19 protein-coding genes are annotated in these 19,358 nt (G+C 71.8%); 9 read left to right on the forward strand and 10 right to left on the reverse strand.

Annotated elements, in window-relative coordinates:
- Nucleotides 1-65: 65 nt before the first annotated feature.
- On the reverse strand, nucleotides 66-959 hold the full coding sequence (locus AAFF41_RS35075; RefSeq protein ID WP_319748522.1) for a hypothetical protein: 894 nt from the start codon (nucleotides 957-959) through the stop codon (nucleotides 66-68).
- Nucleotides 956-2,005 (reverse strand): SPFH domain-containing protein, encoded by a 1,050-nt coding sequence (locus tag AAFF41_RS35080; RefSeq protein WP_343325184.1) that lies wholly within the window; start codon nucleotides 2,003-2,005, stop codon nucleotides 956-958. The genes AAFF41_RS35075 and AAFF41_RS35080 overlap by 4 nt, the downstream gene beginning before the upstream one ends.
- Nucleotides 2,006-2,172: 167 nt before the next feature.
- Between AAFF41_RS35080 and AAFF41_RS35085 the strand changes: the two genes are divergently transcribed.
- The 3 genes from AAFF41_RS35085 to AAFF41_RS35095 all read left to right on the forward strand — a co-directional run bounded on the left by AAFF41_RS35085 (nucleotide 2,173) and on the right by AAFF41_RS35095 (nucleotide 6,172).
- Nucleotides 2,173-3,402: an arginine deiminase gene (locus AAFF41_RS35085; RefSeq protein WP_319748524.1), complete on the forward strand. Its 1,230-nt coding sequence runs from the start codon at nucleotides 2,173-2,175 to the stop codon at nucleotides 3,400-3,402.
- Between the two features lie 165 nt (nucleotides 3,403-3,567).
- Nucleotides 3,568-4,602, forward strand: coding sequence for an ornithine carbamoyltransferase (argF, locus tag AAFF41_RS35090; protein ID WP_319748525.1), 1,035 nt, complete (start codon nucleotides 3,568-3,570; stop codon nucleotides 4,600-4,602).
- 112 nt (nucleotides 4,603-4,714) lie between these two features.
- Complete coding sequence (locus AAFF41_RS35095; RefSeq protein ID WP_343325185.1) at nucleotides 4,715-6,172, forward strand: amino acid permease; 1,458 nt, start codon at nucleotides 4,715-4,717, stop codon at nucleotides 6,170-6,172.
- Here the strand turns inward: AAFF41_RS35095 and AAFF41_RS35100 are convergent.
- Nucleotides 6,132-6,584: an ATP-binding protein gene (locus tag AAFF41_RS35100; RefSeq protein ID WP_060897576.1), complete on the reverse strand. Its 453-nt coding sequence runs from the start codon at nucleotides 6,582-6,584 to the stop codon at nucleotides 6,132-6,134. The genes AAFF41_RS35095 and AAFF41_RS35100 overlap by 41 nt on opposite strands.
- A gap of 344 nt (nucleotides 6,585-6,928) precedes the next feature.
- Here AAFF41_RS35100 and AAFF41_RS35105 point away from each other — a divergent pair, with 344 nt between their 5' ends.
- Both AAFF41_RS35105 and AAFF41_RS35110 read left to right on the forward strand, forming a co-directional pair.
- Complete coding sequence (locus AAFF41_RS35105) at nucleotides 6,929-7,756, forward strand: enoyl-CoA hydratase family protein (protein WP_319748527.1); 828 nt, start codon at nucleotides 6,929-6,931, stop codon at nucleotides 7,754-7,756.
- Nucleotides 7,757-7,782: 26 nt separating this feature from the next.
- Nucleotides 7,783-10,050, forward strand: a complete 2,268-nt coding sequence (locus AAFF41_RS35110; RefSeq protein WP_343325186.1) for a bifunctional salicylyl-CoA 5-hydroxylase/oxidoreductase — start codon at nucleotides 7,783-7,785, stop codon at nucleotides 10,048-10,050.
- On the opposite strand, the gene AAFF41_RS35115 is transcribed toward AAFF41_RS35110, so the two are convergent.
- From AAFF41_RS35115 to AAFF41_RS35125, 3 genes are read right to left on the reverse strand one after another with little or no spacing between them, the layout of a single operon-like run.
- Nucleotides 9,975-10,211, reverse strand: coding sequence for a hypothetical protein (locus tag AAFF41_RS35115; RefSeq protein ID WP_415925878.1), 237 nt, complete (start codon nucleotides 10,209-10,211; stop codon nucleotides 9,975-9,977). The two genes, AAFF41_RS35110 and AAFF41_RS35115, sit on opposite strands and share 76 nt — an antisense overlap.
- A 40-nt stretch (nucleotides 10,212-10,251) precedes the next feature.
- Complete coding sequence (locus AAFF41_RS35120; protein ID WP_097286564.1) at nucleotides 10,252-11,073, reverse strand: PaaX family transcriptional regulator; 822 nt, start codon at nucleotides 11,071-11,073, stop codon at nucleotides 10,252-10,254.
- A gap of 15 nt (nucleotides 11,074-11,088) precedes the next feature.
- Nucleotides 11,089-12,771 (reverse strand): AMP-binding protein, encoded by a 1,683-nt coding sequence (locus tag AAFF41_RS35125; RefSeq protein ID WP_319748529.1) that lies wholly within the window; start codon nucleotides 12,769-12,771, stop codon nucleotides 11,089-11,091.
- Between the two features lie 177 nt (nucleotides 12,772-12,948).
- Here AAFF41_RS35125 and AAFF41_RS35130 point away from each other — a divergent pair, with 177 nt between their 5' ends.
- Together AAFF41_RS35130 and AAFF41_RS35135 are read left to right on the forward strand one after the other, a co-directional pair.
- Nucleotides 12,949-14,265, forward strand: a complete 1,317-nt coding sequence (locus tag AAFF41_RS35130) for an acyl-CoA dehydrogenase family protein (protein ID WP_343325187.1) — start codon at nucleotides 12,949-12,951, stop codon at nucleotides 14,263-14,265.
- Between the two features lie 22 nt (nucleotides 14,266-14,287).
- Complete coding sequence (locus tag AAFF41_RS35135; RefSeq protein WP_343325188.1) at nucleotides 14,288-14,686, forward strand: RidA family protein; 399 nt, start codon at nucleotides 14,288-14,290, stop codon at nucleotides 14,684-14,686.
- A gap of 46 nt (nucleotides 14,687-14,732) precedes the next feature.
- On the opposite strand, the gene AAFF41_RS35140 is transcribed toward AAFF41_RS35135, so the two are convergent.
- On the reverse strand, nucleotides 14,733-14,927 hold the full coding sequence (locus tag AAFF41_RS35140; protein ID WP_319748532.1) for a DUF5999 family protein: 195 nt from the start codon (nucleotides 14,925-14,927) through the stop codon (nucleotides 14,733-14,735).
- A 349-nt stretch (nucleotides 14,928-15,276) separates the two neighbouring features.
- On the opposite strand from AAFF41_RS35140, the gene AAFF41_RS35145 reads away from it, so the two are divergent.
- The gene (locus AAFF41_RS35145) at nucleotides 15,277-15,723 is read left to right on the forward strand and encodes a DUF6299 family protein (protein ID WP_319748533.1); all 447 of its coding nucleotides are present in this window, start codon (nucleotides 15,277-15,279) and stop codon (nucleotides 15,721-15,723) included.
- A 95-nt stretch (nucleotides 15,724-15,818) separates the two neighbouring features.
- Here AAFF41_RS35145 and AAFF41_RS35150 read toward each other — a convergent pair whose 3' ends face one another.
- The 3 genes from AAFF41_RS35150 to AAFF41_RS35160 form a co-directional block, all read right to left on the reverse strand.
- The gene (locus AAFF41_RS35150; protein WP_054234030.1) at nucleotides 15,819-17,348 is read right to left on the reverse strand and encodes a helix-turn-helix domain-containing protein; all 1,530 of its coding nucleotides are present in this window, start codon (nucleotides 17,346-17,348) and stop codon (nucleotides 15,819-15,821) included.
- A gap of 125 nt (nucleotides 17,349-17,473) precedes the next feature.
- Entirely contained in the window at nucleotides 17,474-17,671 is a 198-nt protein-coding gene (locus AAFF41_RS35155; RefSeq protein WP_319748534.1) for a DUF4236 domain-containing protein, read from the reverse strand.
- A 118-nt stretch (nucleotides 17,672-17,789) separates the two neighbouring features.
- Nucleotides 17,790-18,650 (reverse strand): helix-turn-helix transcriptional regulator, encoded by an 861-nt coding sequence (locus AAFF41_RS35160; protein WP_319748535.1) that lies wholly within the window; start codon nucleotides 18,648-18,650, stop codon nucleotides 17,790-17,792.
- A 179-nt stretch (nucleotides 18,651-18,829) separates the two neighbouring features.
- Between AAFF41_RS35160 and AAFF41_RS35165 the strand changes: the two genes are divergently transcribed.
- A complete protein-coding gene (locus tag AAFF41_RS35165; protein WP_343326396.1) occupies nucleotides 18,830-19,348 on the forward strand; it encodes a GNAT family N-acetyltransferase in 519 nt (172 codons plus the stop codon).
- Nucleotides 19,349-19,358 lie beyond the last annotated feature (10 nt).

Genomic DNA, 19,358 nt, shown 5'->3' on the forward strand with positions numbered 1-19,358 from the left:
GGGTGCGTGGGGGCTGGGCGCGCAGTTCCCCGCGCCCCCAAGAGCCTCAGCCCGTCCGGCGTTTGTCAGCCCACGAGGCGCAGTCTCATCCCCGCCACCCCCACCCGTACCGTCTGTCCCCACACCAGTTCCACCGCGTCGCTCTCCATGCCGTCTCCGAAGGCGATGAGGCGGTCGGACTCGACGGTGAGGGAGAGGTGGGCGGAGGCGGTGAGGGAGCCGGCGACGAGGGACGTGCCGGTGGCCGGCGACGGCCAGGCCTCGCGGACGAACCAGAGAAGGCGTTCCTCCGCGGGGCCGGGCAGCGGCAGCTCACCGCCCCGCTCCTGCCACACCGAGCGGAGCCACCCGCTGGCGCCCGTCCCGGTACCCACCAGGACCCCGGAGGAGGCCTGGGGCTCGACGGCACCCCCGTACTCGTCGAGCCCCAGCCGATAGCGGGCCGTCTGATGGCTCGCGGTTCCGAGGTAGATCTCGTTGAGGGCGACCAGCCGCTGCGTGTCGTCCGCGACCGCCTCGACCATGGTCAGCTCGTCGGCCCGGCCCCCGTGAGCCGAGGCGAGCAGCGCGCCCGCGTCGCGCGGCCGGTGCCGCACGAGCACCCCCGGGTTCCGTCCGGGGTCGGTGTCGATCCCCACCACCGGCTGTCCGGTCAGGTACTTGGCCACGTTCGCCACCAGCCCGTCCTGCCCGACCACGACCACCACGTCCTCCGGGGCGAAGAGGAAGCGGTCCAAGTCGCGCCGCTCGACCCGCGCCTGACGCCAGGTCAGCGGCACGGACGCGACCACCTCCGCCAGCGCCTCCCGCGCCCGCCGGTGCCGCTCGGCCACCTCCTCGATGTCGCGCCCCCGGGAGGAGAGGAAGAACGCCGCCTGCCCGTGCGTCCCGTGCCGGGCCACCAGCTCCTCGTACTCCGTGGTGCGATGGACGAGGACGACCCGGGGCGCGAGGCTCACTGCTCCGGCCCTCCGACGACCCCATTGCCCAGCCGTGCGAGCAGGCCCGTCAGTACGTCCGGCGACACCGTCACACTGTCGATGCGCGGCAGGTTCTCCGCGAGCCGCGTGCCCGTCAGGGCGTGCAGCGTGGCGACGTCCACGTCTCCGTGGACCCGCAGCCAGGCGGCCTGCGCCGCGGCCCGCGCCTCGCCGACCTCCCGCGCGGCCGTGGCCTCGGCCTTGGCGAGCTGTACCACCCGGCTGCCCTCCGCCTCCGCGAGCCGCACGGTCCGCGCCGCCTCCGCCCCGGCCCGCACCGCGTCCGCCGCCGCGTGCTCCTCCGCCTCGCGCCGCGCGTTGGTGCCGCGCTGGTCGACCAACTGCTCCTCGCGCCGGGCGAGTTCGATCTGGCTGGCGAGCTCGTTCTCGGCGATCGCCCGCTCCCGTTCGACGGCGACGGCCCGGCGTTCGTACGTCGCCTTGTCCGCCTCCTGCTGGATCTGCTCGCGGGCTGGAGTGCGCAGCGCCCGCTCCACCTCGGGTTCCGGGCGCAGCGCGACGACCCGTACGGCCACCACCTCGATCCCCGTCGCGGGCAGCCGGGGTTCGGCGCCGAGCCCGCCCGCGATCCGCTCGCGTACCGACGCGACGCCGTCCACCAAGGCCGCCGCCAGCGTCGTACGGGCCAGTACGTCCAGCGCGTGCTGCTGGGCCGTCTCGGTCAGCAGCGAGCCCAGCTGTTCGAGGGGCGCGCCGCGCCAGGAGCCGGTGTCGGGGTCGATGGAGAAGTCGAGCCGCGTGGCCGCGACCCCGGGATCGACGATCCGGTAGGTGACGGTCGCCTGCACCGCGACGTCCTGGAAGTCGGACGTACGGGCGTGGAAGGTCATCGCCAACTCGCGGTCGTCGACCGGGACTTCGGAGAGCGTGGCGGTCAGGGAGCGGTACCAGAAGCCGAGTCCGGGACCGTCGTGCGCCAGCCGGCCCGACCGGTGGTGCCGGACATGGGCGGTGGGCGCTCCGCGCAGATGGCGCCAGCCGAGACGCCGGGTGATGTCGGCCATGGGTACCCCCTCGCCGCCGGGCGATCCCGGCGACCCGCTGTGATGCGCTTTTGTCGTCGCAGTGACGATAATGAAGAGGCCCCCTTATCGTCAAGGGGACGAAATCAACTCGCCCGTCTCCCGTCGATCCACGGGTGAACAGGCGTCCGGATGGTCAGGATGGAGGCATGGGATTCCATGTCGACTCCGAGGCCGGGCGGCTGCGCCGCGTCATCCTGCACAGACCCGACCTCGAGCTCAAGAGGCTCACCCCCAGCAACAAGGACGCCCTGCTCTTCGACGACGTGCTGTGGGTGCGCCGGGCCCGGGCGGAGCACGACGGGTTCGCGGACGTGTTGCGCGACCGCGGGGTCACCGTCCATCTCTTCGGCGACCTGCTCGCCGAAGCACTGGAGATCCCGGTGGCCAGATCGCTCGTCCTGGACCGGGTCTTCGACGAGAAGGAGTACGGGCCGCTCGCCACCGACCATCTCCGGGCGGCCTTCGAGACCCTGCCCGTCCCGGAGCTGGCGGCCGCGCTGGTCGGCGGGATGACCAAACGGGAGTTCCTGGACGCGCACCCGGAGCCGACCTCGGTGCGCTTCCATGTCATGGACCTCGACGACTTCCTCCTCGGCCCGCTCCCCAATCACCTCTTCACCCGGGACACCTCCGCCTGGATCTACGACGGGGTGTCCATCAACGCCATGCGCTGGCCCGCGCGACAGCGGGAGACCGTGCACTTCGAGGCGATCTACCGGCACCATCCGCTCTTCCGTGACGAGCACTTCAACCTCTGGTCGGAGGGGCAGGCGGACTACCCGTCCACCATCGAGGGCGGTGACGTGCTCGTCATCGGCAACGGCGCGGTGCTCATCGGCATGAGTGAACGGACGACGCCGCAGGCAGTCGAGATGCTCGCGCACAAGCTGTTCGCCGCCGGGTCGGCCCGTACGATCGTGGCGCTCGACATGCCCAAGCGGCGGGCCCTCATGCACCTCGACACCGTGATGACGATGGTCGACGGCGACACCTTCACCCAGTACGCGGGGCTCGGCATGCTCCGCTCGTACACCATCGAACCGGGCTCGGGGGACAAGGAGCTGAAGGTCACCGACCATCCGCCGGAGCACATGCACCGGGCGATCGCGGCGGCGCTGGGGTTGAGCGAGATCCGGGTGCTGACCGCGACGCAGGATGTGCACGCGGCGGAGCGGGAGCAGTGGGACGACGGATGCAACGTCCTCGCGGTGGAGCCTGGGGTCGTCGTCGCCTATGAGCGGAACGTGACCACCAACACGCATCTGCGGAAGCAGGGCATCGAGGTGATCGAGATTCCGGGGAGTGAGCTGGGGCGGGGGCGGGGTGGGCCTCGGTGTATGAGCTGTCCGGTGGAAAGGGCGGCGGTGGGGGTGTGATCTCGGGTGCGGGTGGGTGAGGGTTGGTCGCGCAGTTCCCCGCACCCCTGAAGGTGCGCTGTCCCCGGGGTCCACGAAGAGGGCCCGTATAGAAATGTGGAGCATCGTATAGACTTCCACTCGCCCTTTTGTTCGTCCCCGTTCTCGCATCCCTGGAGCGCCCCCATGGCGACAGTCCCGACCGCCCTCGCCGGACGCCACTTCCTCAAAGAGCTGGACTTCACCGAGGAGGAGTTTCGCGGTCTGATCGAGCTGGCCGCCGAGCTCAAGGCGGCCAAGAAGGCCGGGGCCGAGACGCAGCACCTGCGGGGCAGGAACATCGCGCTGATCTTCGAGAAGACCTCGACCCGTACGCGCTGCGCGTTCGAGGTCGCCGCCGCGGACCAGGGCGCGTCGACGACGTATCTGGACCCGTCCGGTTCGCAGATAGGCCACAAGGAGTCCGTGAAGGACACCGCGCGTGTGCTCGGCCGGATGTTCGACGCGATCGAGTACCGGGGTGACAGCCAGGCCTCCGTCGAGGAGCTGGCCGCGTACGCCGGAGTGCCCGTCTACAACGGTCTGACCGATGACTGGCACCCCACCCAGATGCTCGCCGACGTGCTCACCATGACCGAGCACTGCGACAAGCCGCTCGGTGGGATCGCCTTCGCCTACCTGGGTGACGCCCGTTTCAACATGGGCAACTCCTACCTGGTCACCGGCGCGCTCCTCGGCATGGACGTCCGGATCGTCGCCCCGCAGGCCTACTGGCCCGCCGAGGAGATCGTCGCCGAGGCCCGCAAGCTCGCCGAGAGCAACGGCGGGCGCGTCACCCTCACCGAGCACCTCGGCGAGGGCGTCCACGGCGCCGACTTCGTCGCCACCGACGTCTGGGTCTCGATGGGCGAGCCCAAGGAGGTGTGGGACGAGCGCATCGCCGCGCTGTCCCCGTACGCCGTGACCATGGACGTGCTGCGCGCCACCGGCAACCCGGACGTGAAGTTCCTGCACTGCCTGCCGGCCTTCCACGACCTGGGCACCAAGGTCGGCCGCGAGATCCACGAGACCCACGGCCTCGACTCGCTGGAGGTCACCGACGAGGTGTTCGAGTCGGCGCACTCGGTCGTCTTCGACGAGGCCGAGAACCGGCTGCACACCATCAAGGCGATCATGGTCGCCACCCTGGGCCGACCGGGAATCCCCGAGGTCCTGGCCTGACGGAGGTCCCCGCAGGCCTTATCCTGACCGGCGGTCCGGAGCCACCCCTTCCGTGACCACCGTGCGACCGACCCCGTCGCACCCCGCACCACCGGAAATGAGCACCACCCGCATGTCCGCTCCACGCATCAAGTCCCCCCAGCTGCTGATGGCCGAATCAGGCGCCGACCGCGAAGGTCATGGCCTCAAGCGGACCATGGGTCTCTTCCAGCTCATCTGCTTCGGCGTCGGCGCGATCGTCGGCACCGGAATCTTCGTCGGGCTCTCCGACTCGGTCGCACAGGCCGGACCCGCCGTGGTCGTGTCGTTCATCCTCGCGGCGATCACCTGCGTCTTCACCGCGTTCTCCTTCGCCGAGCTCGGCGGCGCGATCCCGGTCTCCGGATCCTCGTACTCCTTCGCCTACGCGGGACTGGGCGAGGGCACGGCCTTCCTCGTCGGCTGGTGTCTGCTCCTGGAGTACGGCGTCTCCGTGTCGGCCGTGGCGGTCGGCTGGAGCCAGTACGTCAACGAACTGCTGCACAGCCTCATGGGCGTGCAGCTGCCCGCCGCGCTCTCGGCCGGCCCGTCCGACGGCGGGATCGTCAACCTTCCCGCGGTCATCGTGATCGCCCTGGCCTCGGTCCTGCTGATCCGCGGGGTGCGCGAGAGCGCCCGGGCGACCGCGGCCATGGCCGTGCTGAAGCTCGTCGTGCTCGTCGTCTTCTGCGCGATCGGGTTCAGCGCCTTCAAGCACGGCAACCTCACGCCGTTCTCCCCGGCCGGGCTGGGAGGTATCGGCGCGGGCACCACGGCTGCCTTCTTCTCGTACATCGGCTTCGACGCGATCACCACCGCCGGCGAGGAGGCCAAGGACCCCCGCCGCAACATCCCGATCGCCATCCTGGTCTGCATCGGTCTGGTCACGCTGCTGTACTGCGCGGTGGCCCTCGCGGCGATCGGCGCCGTCGGCGGCGACGCGGTCGCCGGGCGGCCCGCCGCGCTGTCGTACGTCGTCAACGTGGTCACCGGCTCCACGGTCGGCGCCGGGGTCGTCGCGTTCGGAGCGGTCGTCGCCATCGCCTCGGTCGTGCTCGCGGTGATGTACGGACAGACCCGCATCCTCATGTCCATGTCCCGTGACGGGCTCGTGCCGCGCGTCTTCGAGAAGATCTCGCCGAGGACCTCGACACCGGTCGCGGGAACCCTGATCGTCGCCATCGTCTTCGCCGTCCCGGCGGCCTTCGCCCCGCTCGACGCCGTCGTCAACCTGACGACGATCGGCACGCTCGCCACGATGGCCGCCGTCAATGTCGCGGTGATCGCGCTGCGGCGCCGGCAACCGGGTCTTGCCAGGACGTTCCGGGTGCCGCTCTACCCCGTGGTGCCGCTGCTCGGCATCGGCTTCTGTCTGTACCTGATGTACGAGACGGGCTGGACGACCTGGGTCCAGTTCGTGTGCTTCCTGGCGGCCGGCTTCCTCGTGTACGTGCTCTACGGGCGCCGCAACTCCCGGCTGGCAGTGGCTGGAGCCGCTCCCGGCGCCGAGGTCACGCCGGACGCCGCTGAGCGGGCACCACAGGCAGTCTGAACCAGACCGCCTTGCCGGAGCCGGTGGGGCGGTGGCCGCAGGACGAGCTGAGGGTGCGGATCAGGAGGAGGCCGCGCCCGTGCTCCTGCCAGGGATCGGGCTCACCGGGCGGCTCCGGGACCGTGAGGTTGCCGGGCGGCTCCGGGTCCGGGTCGTGCACCTCGACCTGACAGCCGGTCGGCATCAGCTCCACGACCAGCTCTATGGGACCGTCCCCCGCGGTGTGCTCCACGGCGTTGGCGACCAGTTCCGCGGTGAGCAGTTCCGCGGTGTCGCTGTCGGCCGCGTGCTTCAGCTCGGCCAGCGCGGTGCGGACCAGGGCGCGGGCGACCGGCACGGCCGCGGCGGTGTGCGGCAGTGCGATGCGCCAGGAGGCGGGGGCGGGAGTGTCGTGCAAGGTGGGTCCGTTCATGGAGCAGGCTGTCCTGCTTTCAACCTGAGGAATGGTACGGCGCGGCCGGACGGAGGCGTCGGGCGGGCGCTTTCCAGGACATTCGGTGGGCGCCCTCCCAGGACGTTCGGCTCGGCATCAGGACCCGTACCCAGCCCAACGCCTGCCTCCCGCGAGGTGCTCCCGCCGTTACGGGGCTATCGAGAACCCGTGACTCGGTGACGGGAAACGGTCACTTCACGACCGGGTTATTGCGTGGTCGTGACGACAGTCACAGAGTGGTGATAACTTCGTGGAGTAACGACGACCGCCGTCCGGCGCCCTGTGGCGCGGACCGCCGCCCCCGTCCGAGGAGGCCGCCCGTCATGAGTCCCTTCACCGGCTCCGCCGCCCGCACCTCCGACTGGCAGCACCTGAGGTGCGAGGTCGCCGACGGGGTCGCCACGGTCACCCTGGCCCGCCCCGAGAAACTCAACGCCCTCACCTTCGGCGCCTACGCCGACCTGCGCGATCTGCTCGCCGAGCTCTCCCGTGAGCGGTCGGTGCGGGCGCTGGTGCTGGCGGGGGAGGGGCGCGGCTTCTGCTCCGGCGGCGACGTCGACGAGATCATCGGCGCGACCTTGTCCATGGACACCGCCCAGCTCCTCGACTTCAACCGGATGACCGGGCAGGTCGTGCGGACCGTACGGGAGTGCCCGTTCCCGGTGATCGCGGCGGTGCACGGGGTCGCGGCGGGCGCCGGAGCCGTCCTCGCCCTGGCCGCCGACTTCCGGGTGGCCGACCCGAGCGCCCGGTTCGCCTTCCTCTTCACCCGCGTCGGACTGTCCGGCGGCGACATGGGCGCCGCCTATCTGCTGCCCCGGGTCGTCGGGCTCGGTCACGCGACCCGGCTGCTGATGCTCGGCGAACCGGTGCGCGCGCCCGAGGCCGAGCGGATCGGTCTGATCAGCGAGCTGGCCGACGAGGGCGACGCGGACGAGGCCGCCCAGCGACTGGCCCGCCGCCTGGCCGAGGGCCCGGCTCTCGCGTACGCCCAGACCAAGGCCCTGCTCACCGCCGAACTGGACATGCCCCTCGCCGCCTCCGTCGAGCTCGACGCCTCGACCCAGGCCCTCCTGATGACCGGCGAGGACTACGCCGAGTTCCATGCGGCGTTCACGGAGAAGCGCGCGCCGAAGTGGCGGGGGCGATAGCCGTGGCGACGCGGACGCGCGCGTCTGTGCGTGTCGCCGTCATCGGCGGCGGTCCCGGCGGGCTGTACGCCGCCGCGCTGCTCAAGCGCCTCGACCCGGGCCGTGAGGTCACCGTCTGGGAGCGCAACGCCCCCGACGACACCTTCGGCTTCGGTGTCGTGCTCTCCGACGAGACGCTCGGCGGGATCGAGCACGCCGACCCGGTGGTGTACGCGGCGCTCCAGGACGAGTTGGTGCGCTGGGACGACATCGACATCGTGCACCGAGGCGTGCGCAACACCTCCGGAGGCCACGGCTTCGCGGCACTCGGCCGGCGCCGGCTCCTGGAGATCCTGCACGAGCGCTGCCGCTCGCTCGGCGTCGAGCTGCGCTTCCGGGCCGAGGCCCCGCCGGTCGCAGAACTGATGACGGTGTACGACCTGGTCGTCGCCGCCGACGGGGTGCACAGCCCGACCCGGGCCGCGTACGCGGAGGCGTTCGGACCGTCGGTCGAGGAGCACCGGTGCCGTTACATCTGGCTCGCCGCCGACTTCGCCTTCGACTCCTTCCGCTTCGAGATCGTGGAGACCGAGCACGGCGTGATGCAGCTGCACGGCTACCCGTACGCGGCCGATGCCTCCACCGTCATCGTCGAGATGCGCGAAGAGGTGTGGCGGGCGGCCGGTTTCGCGGACCTCGACGAACAGGGGTCCGTCGAGCTCTGCGGCAAGATCTTCACGGACGCGCTCGGCGGGCGGCAACTGCGGTCCAACAAGTCGACGTGGACCACCTTCCGTACGGTGGTCAACGACCGCTGGTCCCACGGCAATCTGGTCCTCCTCGGCGACGCCGCGCACACCGCGCACTTCTCCATCGGCTCCGGCACCAAGCTCGCCGTCGAGGACGCGCTCGCGCTGGCCGCCTGCCTGGAGGAGCGGCCCACCCTCGACGAGGCACTCGCCGCGTACGAGGAGGAGCGGCGCCCTGTCGTCGCGTCCACCCAGCGGGCCGCGCGGGCCAGTCTGGAGTGGTTCGAGAACCTGGGGCTGTATCTCCACCAGCCCGCCCGGCAGTTCGCCTTCAACCTCCTCACGCGCAGCCGCCGCGTCACGCACGACAACCTGCGGCTGCGGGACGCGCACTTCACGGCGGCGGTCGAGCGCGAGTTCGGCTGCCCGCCCGGCACACCGCCGATGTTCACCCCGTTCCGGCTGCGCGGTCTGACCCTGCGCAACCGGGTCGTGGTCTCACCGATGGACATGTACTCGGCCGTGGACGGCGTCCCCGGCGACTTCCACCTCGTCCACCTGGGCGCACGGGCGCTCGGCGGCGCGGGCCTGGTGATGACCGAGATGGTGTGTGTCAGCGCCGAGGGCCGCATCACACCCGGCTGCGCCGGCCTCTACTCACACCGGCAGGCCGAGTCCTGGCGGCGGATCATCCGCTTCGTGCACGCCCAGGCACCCGGCACCGCGATCGGCGTCCAGCTCGGACACTCCGGCCGCAAGGGCTCCACGAAGCTGATGTGGGAGGGCATGGACGAACCCCTGGAGGAGGGCAACTGGCCGCTCGTGGCCGCCTCCCCGATCCCGTACGGACCGCGCAGCCAGACCCCCCGGCAGCTGTGCCGAGCCCAACTCACCGACATCCGCGAGCAGTTCGCGGCCGCCACCTGGCGTGCCGTCCGCTGCGGCTTCGACCTCCTCGAACTGCACTGCGCCCACGGCTACCTCCTCTCCGGCTTCCTCTCACCGCTCACCAACCGGCGCACCGACGCCTACGGCGGCTCGCTGGAACGCAGACTGCGCTTCCCGCTGGAGGTCTTCGACGCCGTACGGGCCGTGTGGCCGGAGGAGCGGCCCATGACCGTCCGTATCTCCGCCACCGACTGGGCCGAGGGCGGCAACACCGGGGACGAGGGCGTGGCGATCGCCCGGGCCTTCGCGGCGCACGGCGCCGACGCGGTCGACGTGTCGACCGGGCAGGTGGTCGCCGACGAACAGCCCGAGTACGGCCGGTCGTTCCAGACCCCGTTCGCCGACCGGATCCGCCACGAGACCGGCCTCCCCGTGATCGCCGTCGGCGCGATCTCCTCCTGGGACGACGTCAACTCCCTGATCCTGGCCGGGCGTACGGACCTGTGCGCACTCGCCCGGCCGCATCTCTACGACCCGCACTGGACGCTGCACGCGGCGGCCGAGCAGGGGTACGAGGGTCCGGGCGTCGCCTGGCCCAAGCCCTACCGCGCGGGCAGCCGCCGCCCGCAGACCGGACGCATGGACGCCCCCAAGCCCCGGCTCTCACTGGGGACCTGAGGGCGCGGGGAGGAGCGGCCCGACGGGAGAGTGCCCGCCGTCGGTGTCGAGCCGTCCACCGGGTCGACGAGGAGGAACGCACCGGTGCGGCGTACGTCCGCGTAGTGGTCGAGCGCGAGCGGCTCGGCGGTGCGCGGGGTGATGCGCCCGAGGTCGTTCACTGCGATGAGGGTGCCCTTGGCGCCTCATGATGTACCGAGGTCACACGTCAGTGGGTTCGGTGAAGCTCGCCCCCGCGTCCCGCAGCCGCTCGTGCAGCGCCCGGAACACGGCGGCCGAGCGCGCGCCCGGCCAGTCCTCGGGCAGCAGCGCGGCAGGCAGCCCCGGGTCGGCGTACGGGAGGTGGCGCCAGGTGTCCAGGGCGAGCAGATAGTCGCGGTACGCCTCCTCGGGCGGGGTGTCCGCGCGCCGCCGCCAGTCGCGCAGCACGGTCGCGTGCTGGTCGAGGAAGGCCTCGTGCTGCTTGGCGATCGCCGCCAGGTCCCACCAGCGCGCGACCGCGTCCGCCGTCGCCGCGAAGCCCAGGTGCTCCCCGCGGAACAGCTCCACGTAAGGGTCGAGCCGCAGCCGCGCCAGGGTGTGCCGGGTCTCCTCGTAGAGCCGCGCGGGGGCGAGCCAGACGCCGGGGGCCGCCGTCCCGAAGCCGAGACCGGCGAGGCGTGAGCGCAGTACGTGCCGCTTCTGCCGCTCGGACTCCGGCACGGAGAAGACGGCGAGCACCCAGCCCTCGTCCTCGGGGGGCGCCGCCGCGTACACCCGCCGGTCGCCGTCCTCCAGCAGTTGGCGGGCGTCCGGCGACAGCGCGTACCCCGCGCCGCCCGCCGCCGTACGGGCCGGTTCGAGCAGTCCGCGGCGCTTGAGCCGGGACACCGACGAGCGTACCGAGGGCGCGTCGACGCCGACCGCGGCGAGGAGCCGGATCAACTCGGCCACCGGCACGGGGCCGGGCATGAAACGGCCGTACGCGCCGTAGAACGTGACGATGAGGGACCGGGGGGCGTGCTGCTCTGACACGTTGATCACTCTAGTGCGCGAAGATCACTTGGGACCGCCGCCGGTGGACAACTCACCCTCCGGCGCGGCCGGCGACGGGCTCTCCCCGCTCGCCGGCGGAGCGTCCGCACGCAGCCGGAAGCGTTGCAGCTTTCCGGTCGCCGTGCGCGGCAGCGAGTCCAGGAAGACGAACTCGCGAGGGCATTTGTACGGCGCCAGCTCGGACTTGAGGAAGGCGCGCAGCGCCTCGGCGTCCTTGCGTGCTCCCTCCCTGAGGACCGCGTACGCCACCACCACCTGCCCGCGCGCCTCGTCGGGCCGCCCCACGACCGCCGTCTCGACCACGTCCGGGTGGCGCAGCAGGGCGTCCTCGACCTCGGGCCCGGCGATGTTGTACCCCGCCGAGACGATCATGTCATCGGCGCGGGCGACATACCGGAAGTAGCCGTCGGGGTCGCGCACATAGGTGTCGCCGGTGATGTTCCAGCCGCGGCGCACGTACTCCCGCTGCCGTGGGTCGGTGAGATAGCGGCAGCCCACCGGGCCGCGCACCGCGAGCAGTCCGGGCTCGCCGTCCGGCACCGGCGTCCCCTCGGGGTCGACCACCCGCGCCTGCCACCCCGGTACGGGGACGCCCGTCGTCCCGGGGCGGATGTGCTCGTCGGCCGCGGAGATGAAGATGTGCAGCAGTTCGGTGGCGCCGATGCCGTTGATGATGCGCAGTCCGGTGCGGCTGTGCCAGGCACGCCAGGTCGCGGCGGGCAGGTTCTCGCCCGCGGAGACACAGCGCCGCAGCGAGCTCGTGTCGTGCTCGTCCAGCTCCGCCAGCATCGCCCGGTAGGCGGTCGGTGCGGTGAACAGCACCGAGACGCGGTGCTCGGTGATCGCGGGCAACAGCTGCTTGGGGCCCGCCTGTTCGAGCAGCAGGGAGCAGGCGCCGGCGCGCATCGGGAAGACGACGAGGCCGCCGAGCCCGAAGGTGAAGCCCAGCGGGGGACTGCCGGTGAAGACGTCGTCGTCGCGGGGCCGCAGCACGTGCTTCGAGAAGGTGTCCGCTATGGCCAGCACATCCCGGTGGAAGTGCACACAGCCTTTGGGGCGGCCGGTGGTGCCGGAGGTGAAGGCGATCAGCGCGACGTCGTCGGCGGCCGTGTCGACCGCCGTGAACGGCTCGTCCGGGGCGCCCGTGATGCGCAGCAGCAGGTCGTCGGGCGCGTCCCCGCCGTACGTCGTGATCCGCAGCCCCGGGATCTCCGCCTTCGCCAGGTCGTCGACCGACCGTACGTCGCACAGCGCGTGGGTGACGTGGGCGATGGCGCACATGGTGGTCAGCTCGTGCGGGCGCTGCTGGGCGAGCACCGTGACGGCGACCCCGCCCGCCTTCAGGACCGCCAGCCAGCACGCGGCGAGCCAGGGTGTGGTGGGCCCGCGCAGCAGCACCCGGTTGCCGGGCACGACGCCCAGTTCGGTGGTCAGGACGTGGGCGATCCGGTCCACCCGGGCGAGGAGGTCCCCGTACGTCCACGGATCGCCGGACGGCGTGCGGAAGGCAGGGCGCTGCGGTGGCTTGCCGCCGAGGAGTTCGGCGGCGCAGTTCAGCCGTTCGGGGTAGTGCAGCTCGGGCAGGTCGAAGGGGAGTTCGGGCCACTGCTCCGGGGGCGGGAGGTGGTCGCGGGCGAAGGTGTCGACGTGGGCCGAGGTCGTCGGCTCCAGGGTGTCGCCGTCCATGGAGGTTCGCCCCCTTGTCGTGGTGGGCTCGCAGCGCTCAGCTCGTGGCTCTCGGTGCTCAGGTCTCGGTGCTCTCGGCTCGCGTCTCGCACAAGGAGCGTATCGTGTTGGTGACGACAGTCAATGTCTCGCGATAGCCTGGGGTCCCGCAGTCCGACGGCGGAGAGGGAACCGGCAATGACCGCATTCTCGCTCGATCCGGTACAGACCGCCTGGTGTGCCGAACTGCGCGCGCTGGCCGAGGAGCGGTTGCGCCCGCTGGCGGAGAAGGGCGAGCCGGGTCACGTCAACCGCGCTCTTGTCGCCGAGTTGGGCCGGCTCGGGCTGCTCGCCCGCCTGTTCACCTCGGGCGCGCTCGATCTGTGCCTGATGCGGGAGTCCTTGGCGCACGGTTGCACCGAGGCCGAGACGGCGCTCGCCCTGCAAGGCCTCGGTGCGCATCCGGTGCACGCGTACGGCACCCGGGCACAGCGCGAGCGCTGGCTGCCCCGGGTCGCGGACGGGAGCGCGGTGGCCGCGTTCGCGCTCAGCGAGCCGGGCGCGGGCTCGGACGCGGCGGCGCTGGCGCTCCGCGCGGACCGGGACGACGCACGGGCGCCCACGTCCGCACCGGGGCCCGGCGAAGCCGCACCCGCGGCCCGCGGGGCCTCGTCCCCGGCCGCTGGAGTCGCGTCTGCGGTCCCCGGAACCCTGCCCGTGGCCCCCGGTTCCTCGCCCGCGGGTCCCGGGCCGTCCGTCGTCGAGGCGCAGGAGTCGCCCGTTGCCGAGCGGGACGGCTGGGGGAGCTGGCGGCTCAGTGGGGAGAAGTGCTGGATCTCCAACGCGCCCGAGGCCGACTTCTACACCGTGTTCGCGCGGACCACCCCGGGCGCCGGAGCCCGTGGCGTCACCGCCTTCCTGGTGCCCGCCGACCGGCCGGGCCTCACCGGCACCCCGCTCGACATGCTCTCCCCGCACCCCATCGGCGCCCTCGCCTTCGACGCCGTACCGGTGACGGCGGACGACGTGCTCGGCGAGCCCGACCGCGGTTTCCGGGTCGCGATGCACACCCTCAACCTCTTCCGCCCGAGCGTGGGCGCCTTCGCGGTCGGCATGGCGGAGGCGGCCCTCGCGGCGACGCTCACCCACACGGCAGCGCGTGAGGCGTTCGGCGGCAGGCTGAAGGACCTGCAGACGGTGGCTCACCAGGTCGCCGAGATGGCGATGCGTACGGAGGCGGCCCGCCTGATGGTCTACGCGGCGGCGGCGGCGTACGACGAAGGGGCCCCGGACGTGCCCCGGCGCGCGGCGATGGCGAAGCTGCTGGCGACCGAGACGGCCCAGTACGTGGTCGACGCGGCGGTCCAACTGCACGGCGCCCGTGCCCTGCGCCGCGGCCATCTCCTCGAACACCTCTACCGGGAGGTCCGCGCGCCCCGTATCTACGAAGGCGCCAGCGAGGTCCAGCGGGCGGTCATCGCCAAGGAGCTGTACGCGTCGGTGGAGGCCTTGTGAGCGTCGAGAGCCTGGAGGTCCAGTGAGCACCGAGCGCGTCAACCCGCCCGAACTCTCCCCGCCCACCGGCTTCTCGCACGCCGTCGTCGCCACCGGCACCCGCGTGGTCTTCCTGGCGGGCCAGACCGCGCTGGACACGGACGGGAAGGTGGTCGGCGAGACCCTCCCGGAGCAGTTCGAGAAGGCGCTGACCAATCTGCTGACGGCGTTGCGGGCCGCGGGCGGCACCCCGGCCGACCTCGCGCGGGTCACGGTCTATGCCACCGATGTCGCGGACTACCGTGCGCGGGCCCCCGAACTCGGCCGCGTCTGGCGGCGGTTGGCGGGACGGAACTATCCGGCGATGGCCGTCGTCGGCGCCGCCCGCCTCTGGGACGAACAGGCCCTGGTCGAACTCGACGGTTTCGCGGTGCTGCCCTAGCACCCCGCTCCCGGAACTCCCCGAACTCCCCGAACTCCCGGAGGGACTAGGCGGCGACGGCCAGCCGCTCGGCGAACACCCGGTGCGGAGCGACCACGCTGCCGTCGGGGAGCAGTTCACCGCTGTCGTCGAAGACGATCGCGCCGTTGCACAGCAGGCTCCAGCCCTGCTCGGGGTGGGCCGACACGATGTGCGGAGCCTGGGAGTCCGCGGACGGGCACAGAGTTTGGTGGGAACACATGACGCACCTCCACGTCGGATGCGATGAGTGCCGACGGCGCCGTCGCCGCCTCGCATACGTAAGACCATGCTCCCGTGGCGAACTCATCGGAACCGCCGGTCGAGAAGCGTGACAACACGCGGACAACTCTCGAACGTTCCCATGACGCACGGACCCGACCCGCGACGGGCCGGACCCGCCATGGACGGGACGCGCCTGAACCCGACCCCCTTGTACCGGACCGCCGGTACCGGACCCCTTTGTACCGGACCCGCCGTACAGCGGACTCGCCACCAAAGGGGTGAGGATCACCGCCTCGGGCCCGTGCGCCCGGTACCTGTGGAGCCCCCCACGTTCCAGGAGGTACCTCATGCCCTTGCGCCAGGTCATCGGCGCGGCCACCGGCGCCGCGCTCCTGCTGCTGTTCGCCCCGTCCGCCGTCGCCGTGTCCGTCGGCGCCCTGTCGGACCCGTCCGAGACGGTCACCGTCGACGCGACCGGTCACCTCGCCGCCGACGGAACCGTCACCCTCTCCGGCACCTACCGCTGCCTGGGCCGTACGGGGCCGGTGCTCGTCTCCTCGTCGGTGTCGCAGGGCGACCCCCGGATCCGCTACGGCATCGGCGGCAGCGCGGCGGTCTGCGACGGCGCGGAGCACCGCTGGACCAACTCGGAGAAGCGCACACCCGGCGCCCTCGCACCGGGCGCCGCCCATGTCGAGGCCACCCTGATGGAACTGAGCCCCGCCCTGGGCGGTCTGCCGCTGCCGCTGTTCCACGCGGTGCAGCAGCAGGACATCACCCTCATGGAGGGCTGAGCCGGCGCACGGGCGGGACGGGACGACACACGGCGGGCTCGCCGGAGGACGACGCGAAGTCGTCCTCCGGCGAGCCCCACCACCTTCCGGTCGTCCTAGATGTCCCGGAACGTCTCGATCTGCGCTCCGATCGAGTTGAGCCGCTCGGCGAGGTCCTCGTAGCCGCGATTGATGACGTACACGTTGCGCAGCACGGACGTGCCGTCGGCCGCCATCATCGCCAGCAGCACGACCACGGCCGGGCGCAGCGCGGGCGGGCACATCATCTCAGCGGCGCGCCAGCGGGTCGGGCCCTCGACCAGCACGCGGTGCGGGTCGAGGAGTTGCAGCCGGCCGCCGAGCCGGTTGAGGTCGGTCAGGTAGATGGCCCGGTTGTCGTAGACCCAGTCGTGGATGAGGGTCTTGCCCTGGGCGGAGGCCGCGATGGCCGCGAAGAACGGCACGTTGTCGATGTTCAGGCCCGGGAACGGCATCGGGTGGATCTTGTCGATCGGCGCCTCGAGCTTGGAGGGCCGTACGGTCAGGTCCACCAGCCGCGTACGGCCGTTGTCGGCGAAGTACTCCGGCGTGCGGTCGTGGTCGAGGCCCATCTCCTCCAGTACCGCGAGCTCGATCTCCAGGAACTCGATTGGCACCCGGCGTACCGTCAGCTCCGACTCGGTGACCACCGCGGCGGCCAGCAGGCTCATCGCCTCGACCGGGTCCTCGGAGGGCGAGTAGTCCACGTCCACGTCGATGTTCGGCACGCCGTGGACGGTGAGCGTGGTCGTGCCGACGCCCTCCACCCGTACGCCGAGTGCCTCCAGGAAGAAGCACAGGTCCTGGACCATGTAGTTGGAGGATGCGTTGCGGATGACGGTCACGCCGTCGTGGCGGGCGGCGGCGAGCAGTGCGTTCTCGGTGACGGTGTCCCCGCGCTCGGTCAGCACGATGGGCCGGCCGGGGGAGACGGCCCGGTCGACCTGGGCGTGGTAGAGCCCCTCGGTGGCGGCGATGTCGAGCCCGAACCGCCGCAGCGCGATCATGTGCGGCTCGATGGTCCTGGTGCCGAGGTCGCAACCGCCCGCGTACGGCAGCCTGAAGGTGTCCATACGGTGCAGCAGCGGGCCGAGGAACATGATGATCGACCGCGTCCGGCGGGCGGCCTCGGCGTCGATCGCCTCCATGTCCAGCTCGCTCGGGGGCACGATCTCGAGGTCGACCCCGTCGTTGATCCAGCGGGTGCGGACGCCGATCGAGCCGAGCACCTCCAGCAGGCGGTAGACCTCTTCGATCCGGGCCACCCGGCGCAGCACCGTGCGCCCCTTGTTCAGGAGCGTCGCGCACAGCAGTGCGACGCACGCGTTCTTACTGGTCTTGACATCGATCGAGCCGGACAGACGACGTCCGCCGACCACGCGCAGATGCATCGGACCCGCGTAGCCCAGAGAGACGATTTCGCTGTCCAGGGCTTCACCGATTCGAGCGATCATCTCAAGGCTGATGTTTTGGTTGCCGCGCTCGATGCGATTGACGGCGCTCTGACTTGTGCCGAGTGCCTCGGCGAGCTGCGACTGTGTCCAGCCCCGGTGTTGCCGGGCGTCACGGATGAGCTTGCCGATGCGTACGAGGTAGTCGTCTGCCATGGCGCGACCGTATATCTGATGTGAGATAAAGAGAAACGGAGCGCACCCGTCCGGGTAGTGGGGAACAGCACACCGCACCCGCATGGGAGTTCGGGTGCGGCGCCGTGGCGGCACGGCGACTTCGGTCAGCGCTCCCGTCGACGCGTCGTGCGCCGCCAGCCGAAGGGGCCCGGCAGATCCATCGACGAGGTGCGGCGTCCGGTGCTGCTGCGGGTGTGGTGCGGCCCGTGCCGGCCGCCCGTGGTGATCGACCACGAGTGCCGGTTGATGTTCAGCCGCACCCCGGGAAGGATGCGGAAGCTCTTGCGGAACGTGAGAGGCATGAAGGGTCCCCCTTGGGGCAGTTCGCGGCATTCCTGTCGTTTCGCGCCGCCGACTGCGGCGCGTCCCGTTCCCAGTACCCCGAAGCGGGCGATGGTTGCCTGTGAACTCCCGGCGCGCTCAGCCTCGTTCGGCCGCCCCGCGCTCCACGAGTGTCTGGGTGCCGATGACCCCGAGGAGGGCGACCTGCTCGGCGTCCCGCGTTCCCGGCTCCGCCGTGTAGACCATGATGCGCAGGTCGCTGCCCGCGACGTTGAGTACGTCGCAGTCGAGCGTCACGGGACCCAGCTGCGGATGGTCGATGGTCTTGCGCGAGGCCTCGTGGTGGCCCACGGCCTCGGACTCCCACAGCTCGGCGAACCGGTCGCTGTTCGCGCGCAACTCCTCGACCAGGCGCCGCAGCCGCTGGTCCGCCGGATACCGGCGCGCGGTCGCGCGCAGGTCGGCGACGACGGTGGTCTCGAACTCGCGTCGGGCCTCGGGGGTGTGGCGGACGTGGCTGCCCGGGCCCACGAGGTTGCGCCACACCGCGTTGCGCTCGTTGCCGCGCCACCCGGACGGGTCACCCATCAGGGCCGCGTACAGCGGGTTGGCCAGCAGCAGGTTCCATGCCGCGTCGAAGACCGCGACGGGCGTTCCGGTCAGCCGGTCCAGCATCCGGTGCACGCCGGGGGTGATGTGGGCGGGCACGGTGCCGCGTCCCGGCGGGACCAGTCCGGCGAGATGGAAGAGGTGTTCGCGCTCGGCGCCGGACAGTCGCAGCGCCCGGCCGAGCGCCTCGACGATCTGCTCCGAGGGGTTGCTCGCCCGGCCCTGTTCGAGACGGGTGACATAGTCGACCGAGATCCCGGCCAGCAGGGCCAGCTCCTCGCGGCGCAGTCCGGCCGCGCGTCGGTGCCCGCCGACGGGGAGCCCGGCCGCCTCGGGGGAGACCCGGTCCCGCCAGCGCCGGACCGTCCGCCCGAACTCCGTACTCGCCATGCCCCCACTGTGCACCGGTCCGCCCGCCCGTGCCTGGTACTGGCAGTGCCAGGCACGGGCGGACAGACCCATGACCGCCCGGCCCGCCCCGCCCCGAGTACGGGTTTGCTCGCCCCGAGCGCGGCGTTCCCCGCCCCGGGCGCCGTCGATAGGGTGTCGCCGTGCCCGCGTATCCGCCGATGCCGTCACGCCTCGAGACCGCCCGGCTGACGCTGCGGCCGTGGTCCGACTCCGATGCCGAGGGACACAGCGCGCTCTTCGCGGAACGGGGTGCGGGACCGCTCCCGGTCGAACGGAGCCGCGAGATCATCGCGGCCCAGCTCGCCGCGGCGGCGTCGACCGGCATCGCTCTGCTGCCCGTCGACCGCCGCGACACGGGCGCCTTCCTCGGCTACGTCGGCCGGGCCTCCCTCGACGAACCCGAGATCGCGTACGAGTTGTTCCGAAGCGCGCACGGGCACGGCTACGCGACCGAGGCGGCCTGCGCGGTGCTCGCCGCCGCGAGCACGACCGGGCGCGGGCGGGTCTGGGCGACCGTGCGCACCTGGGACGCCCCCTCGTTCCGCGTCCTCGAAAAGCTCGGGTTCGAGCGGGACCACGTCTCGGCCGACGACCGCGGCGAGCTGGTGTGGCTCACGCGCGCGCTGCCGCGGCGCGGCGGAGTGCCTGACGGCAGGTCGACAGCATGCCGGGCATGACCCGGGGGCG

Source organism: Streptomyces mirabilis, assembly GCF_039503195.1.
Classification (GTDB): Bacteria; Actinomycetota; Actinomycetes; order Streptomycetales; family Streptomycetaceae; genus Streptomyces; species Streptomyces mirabilis_D.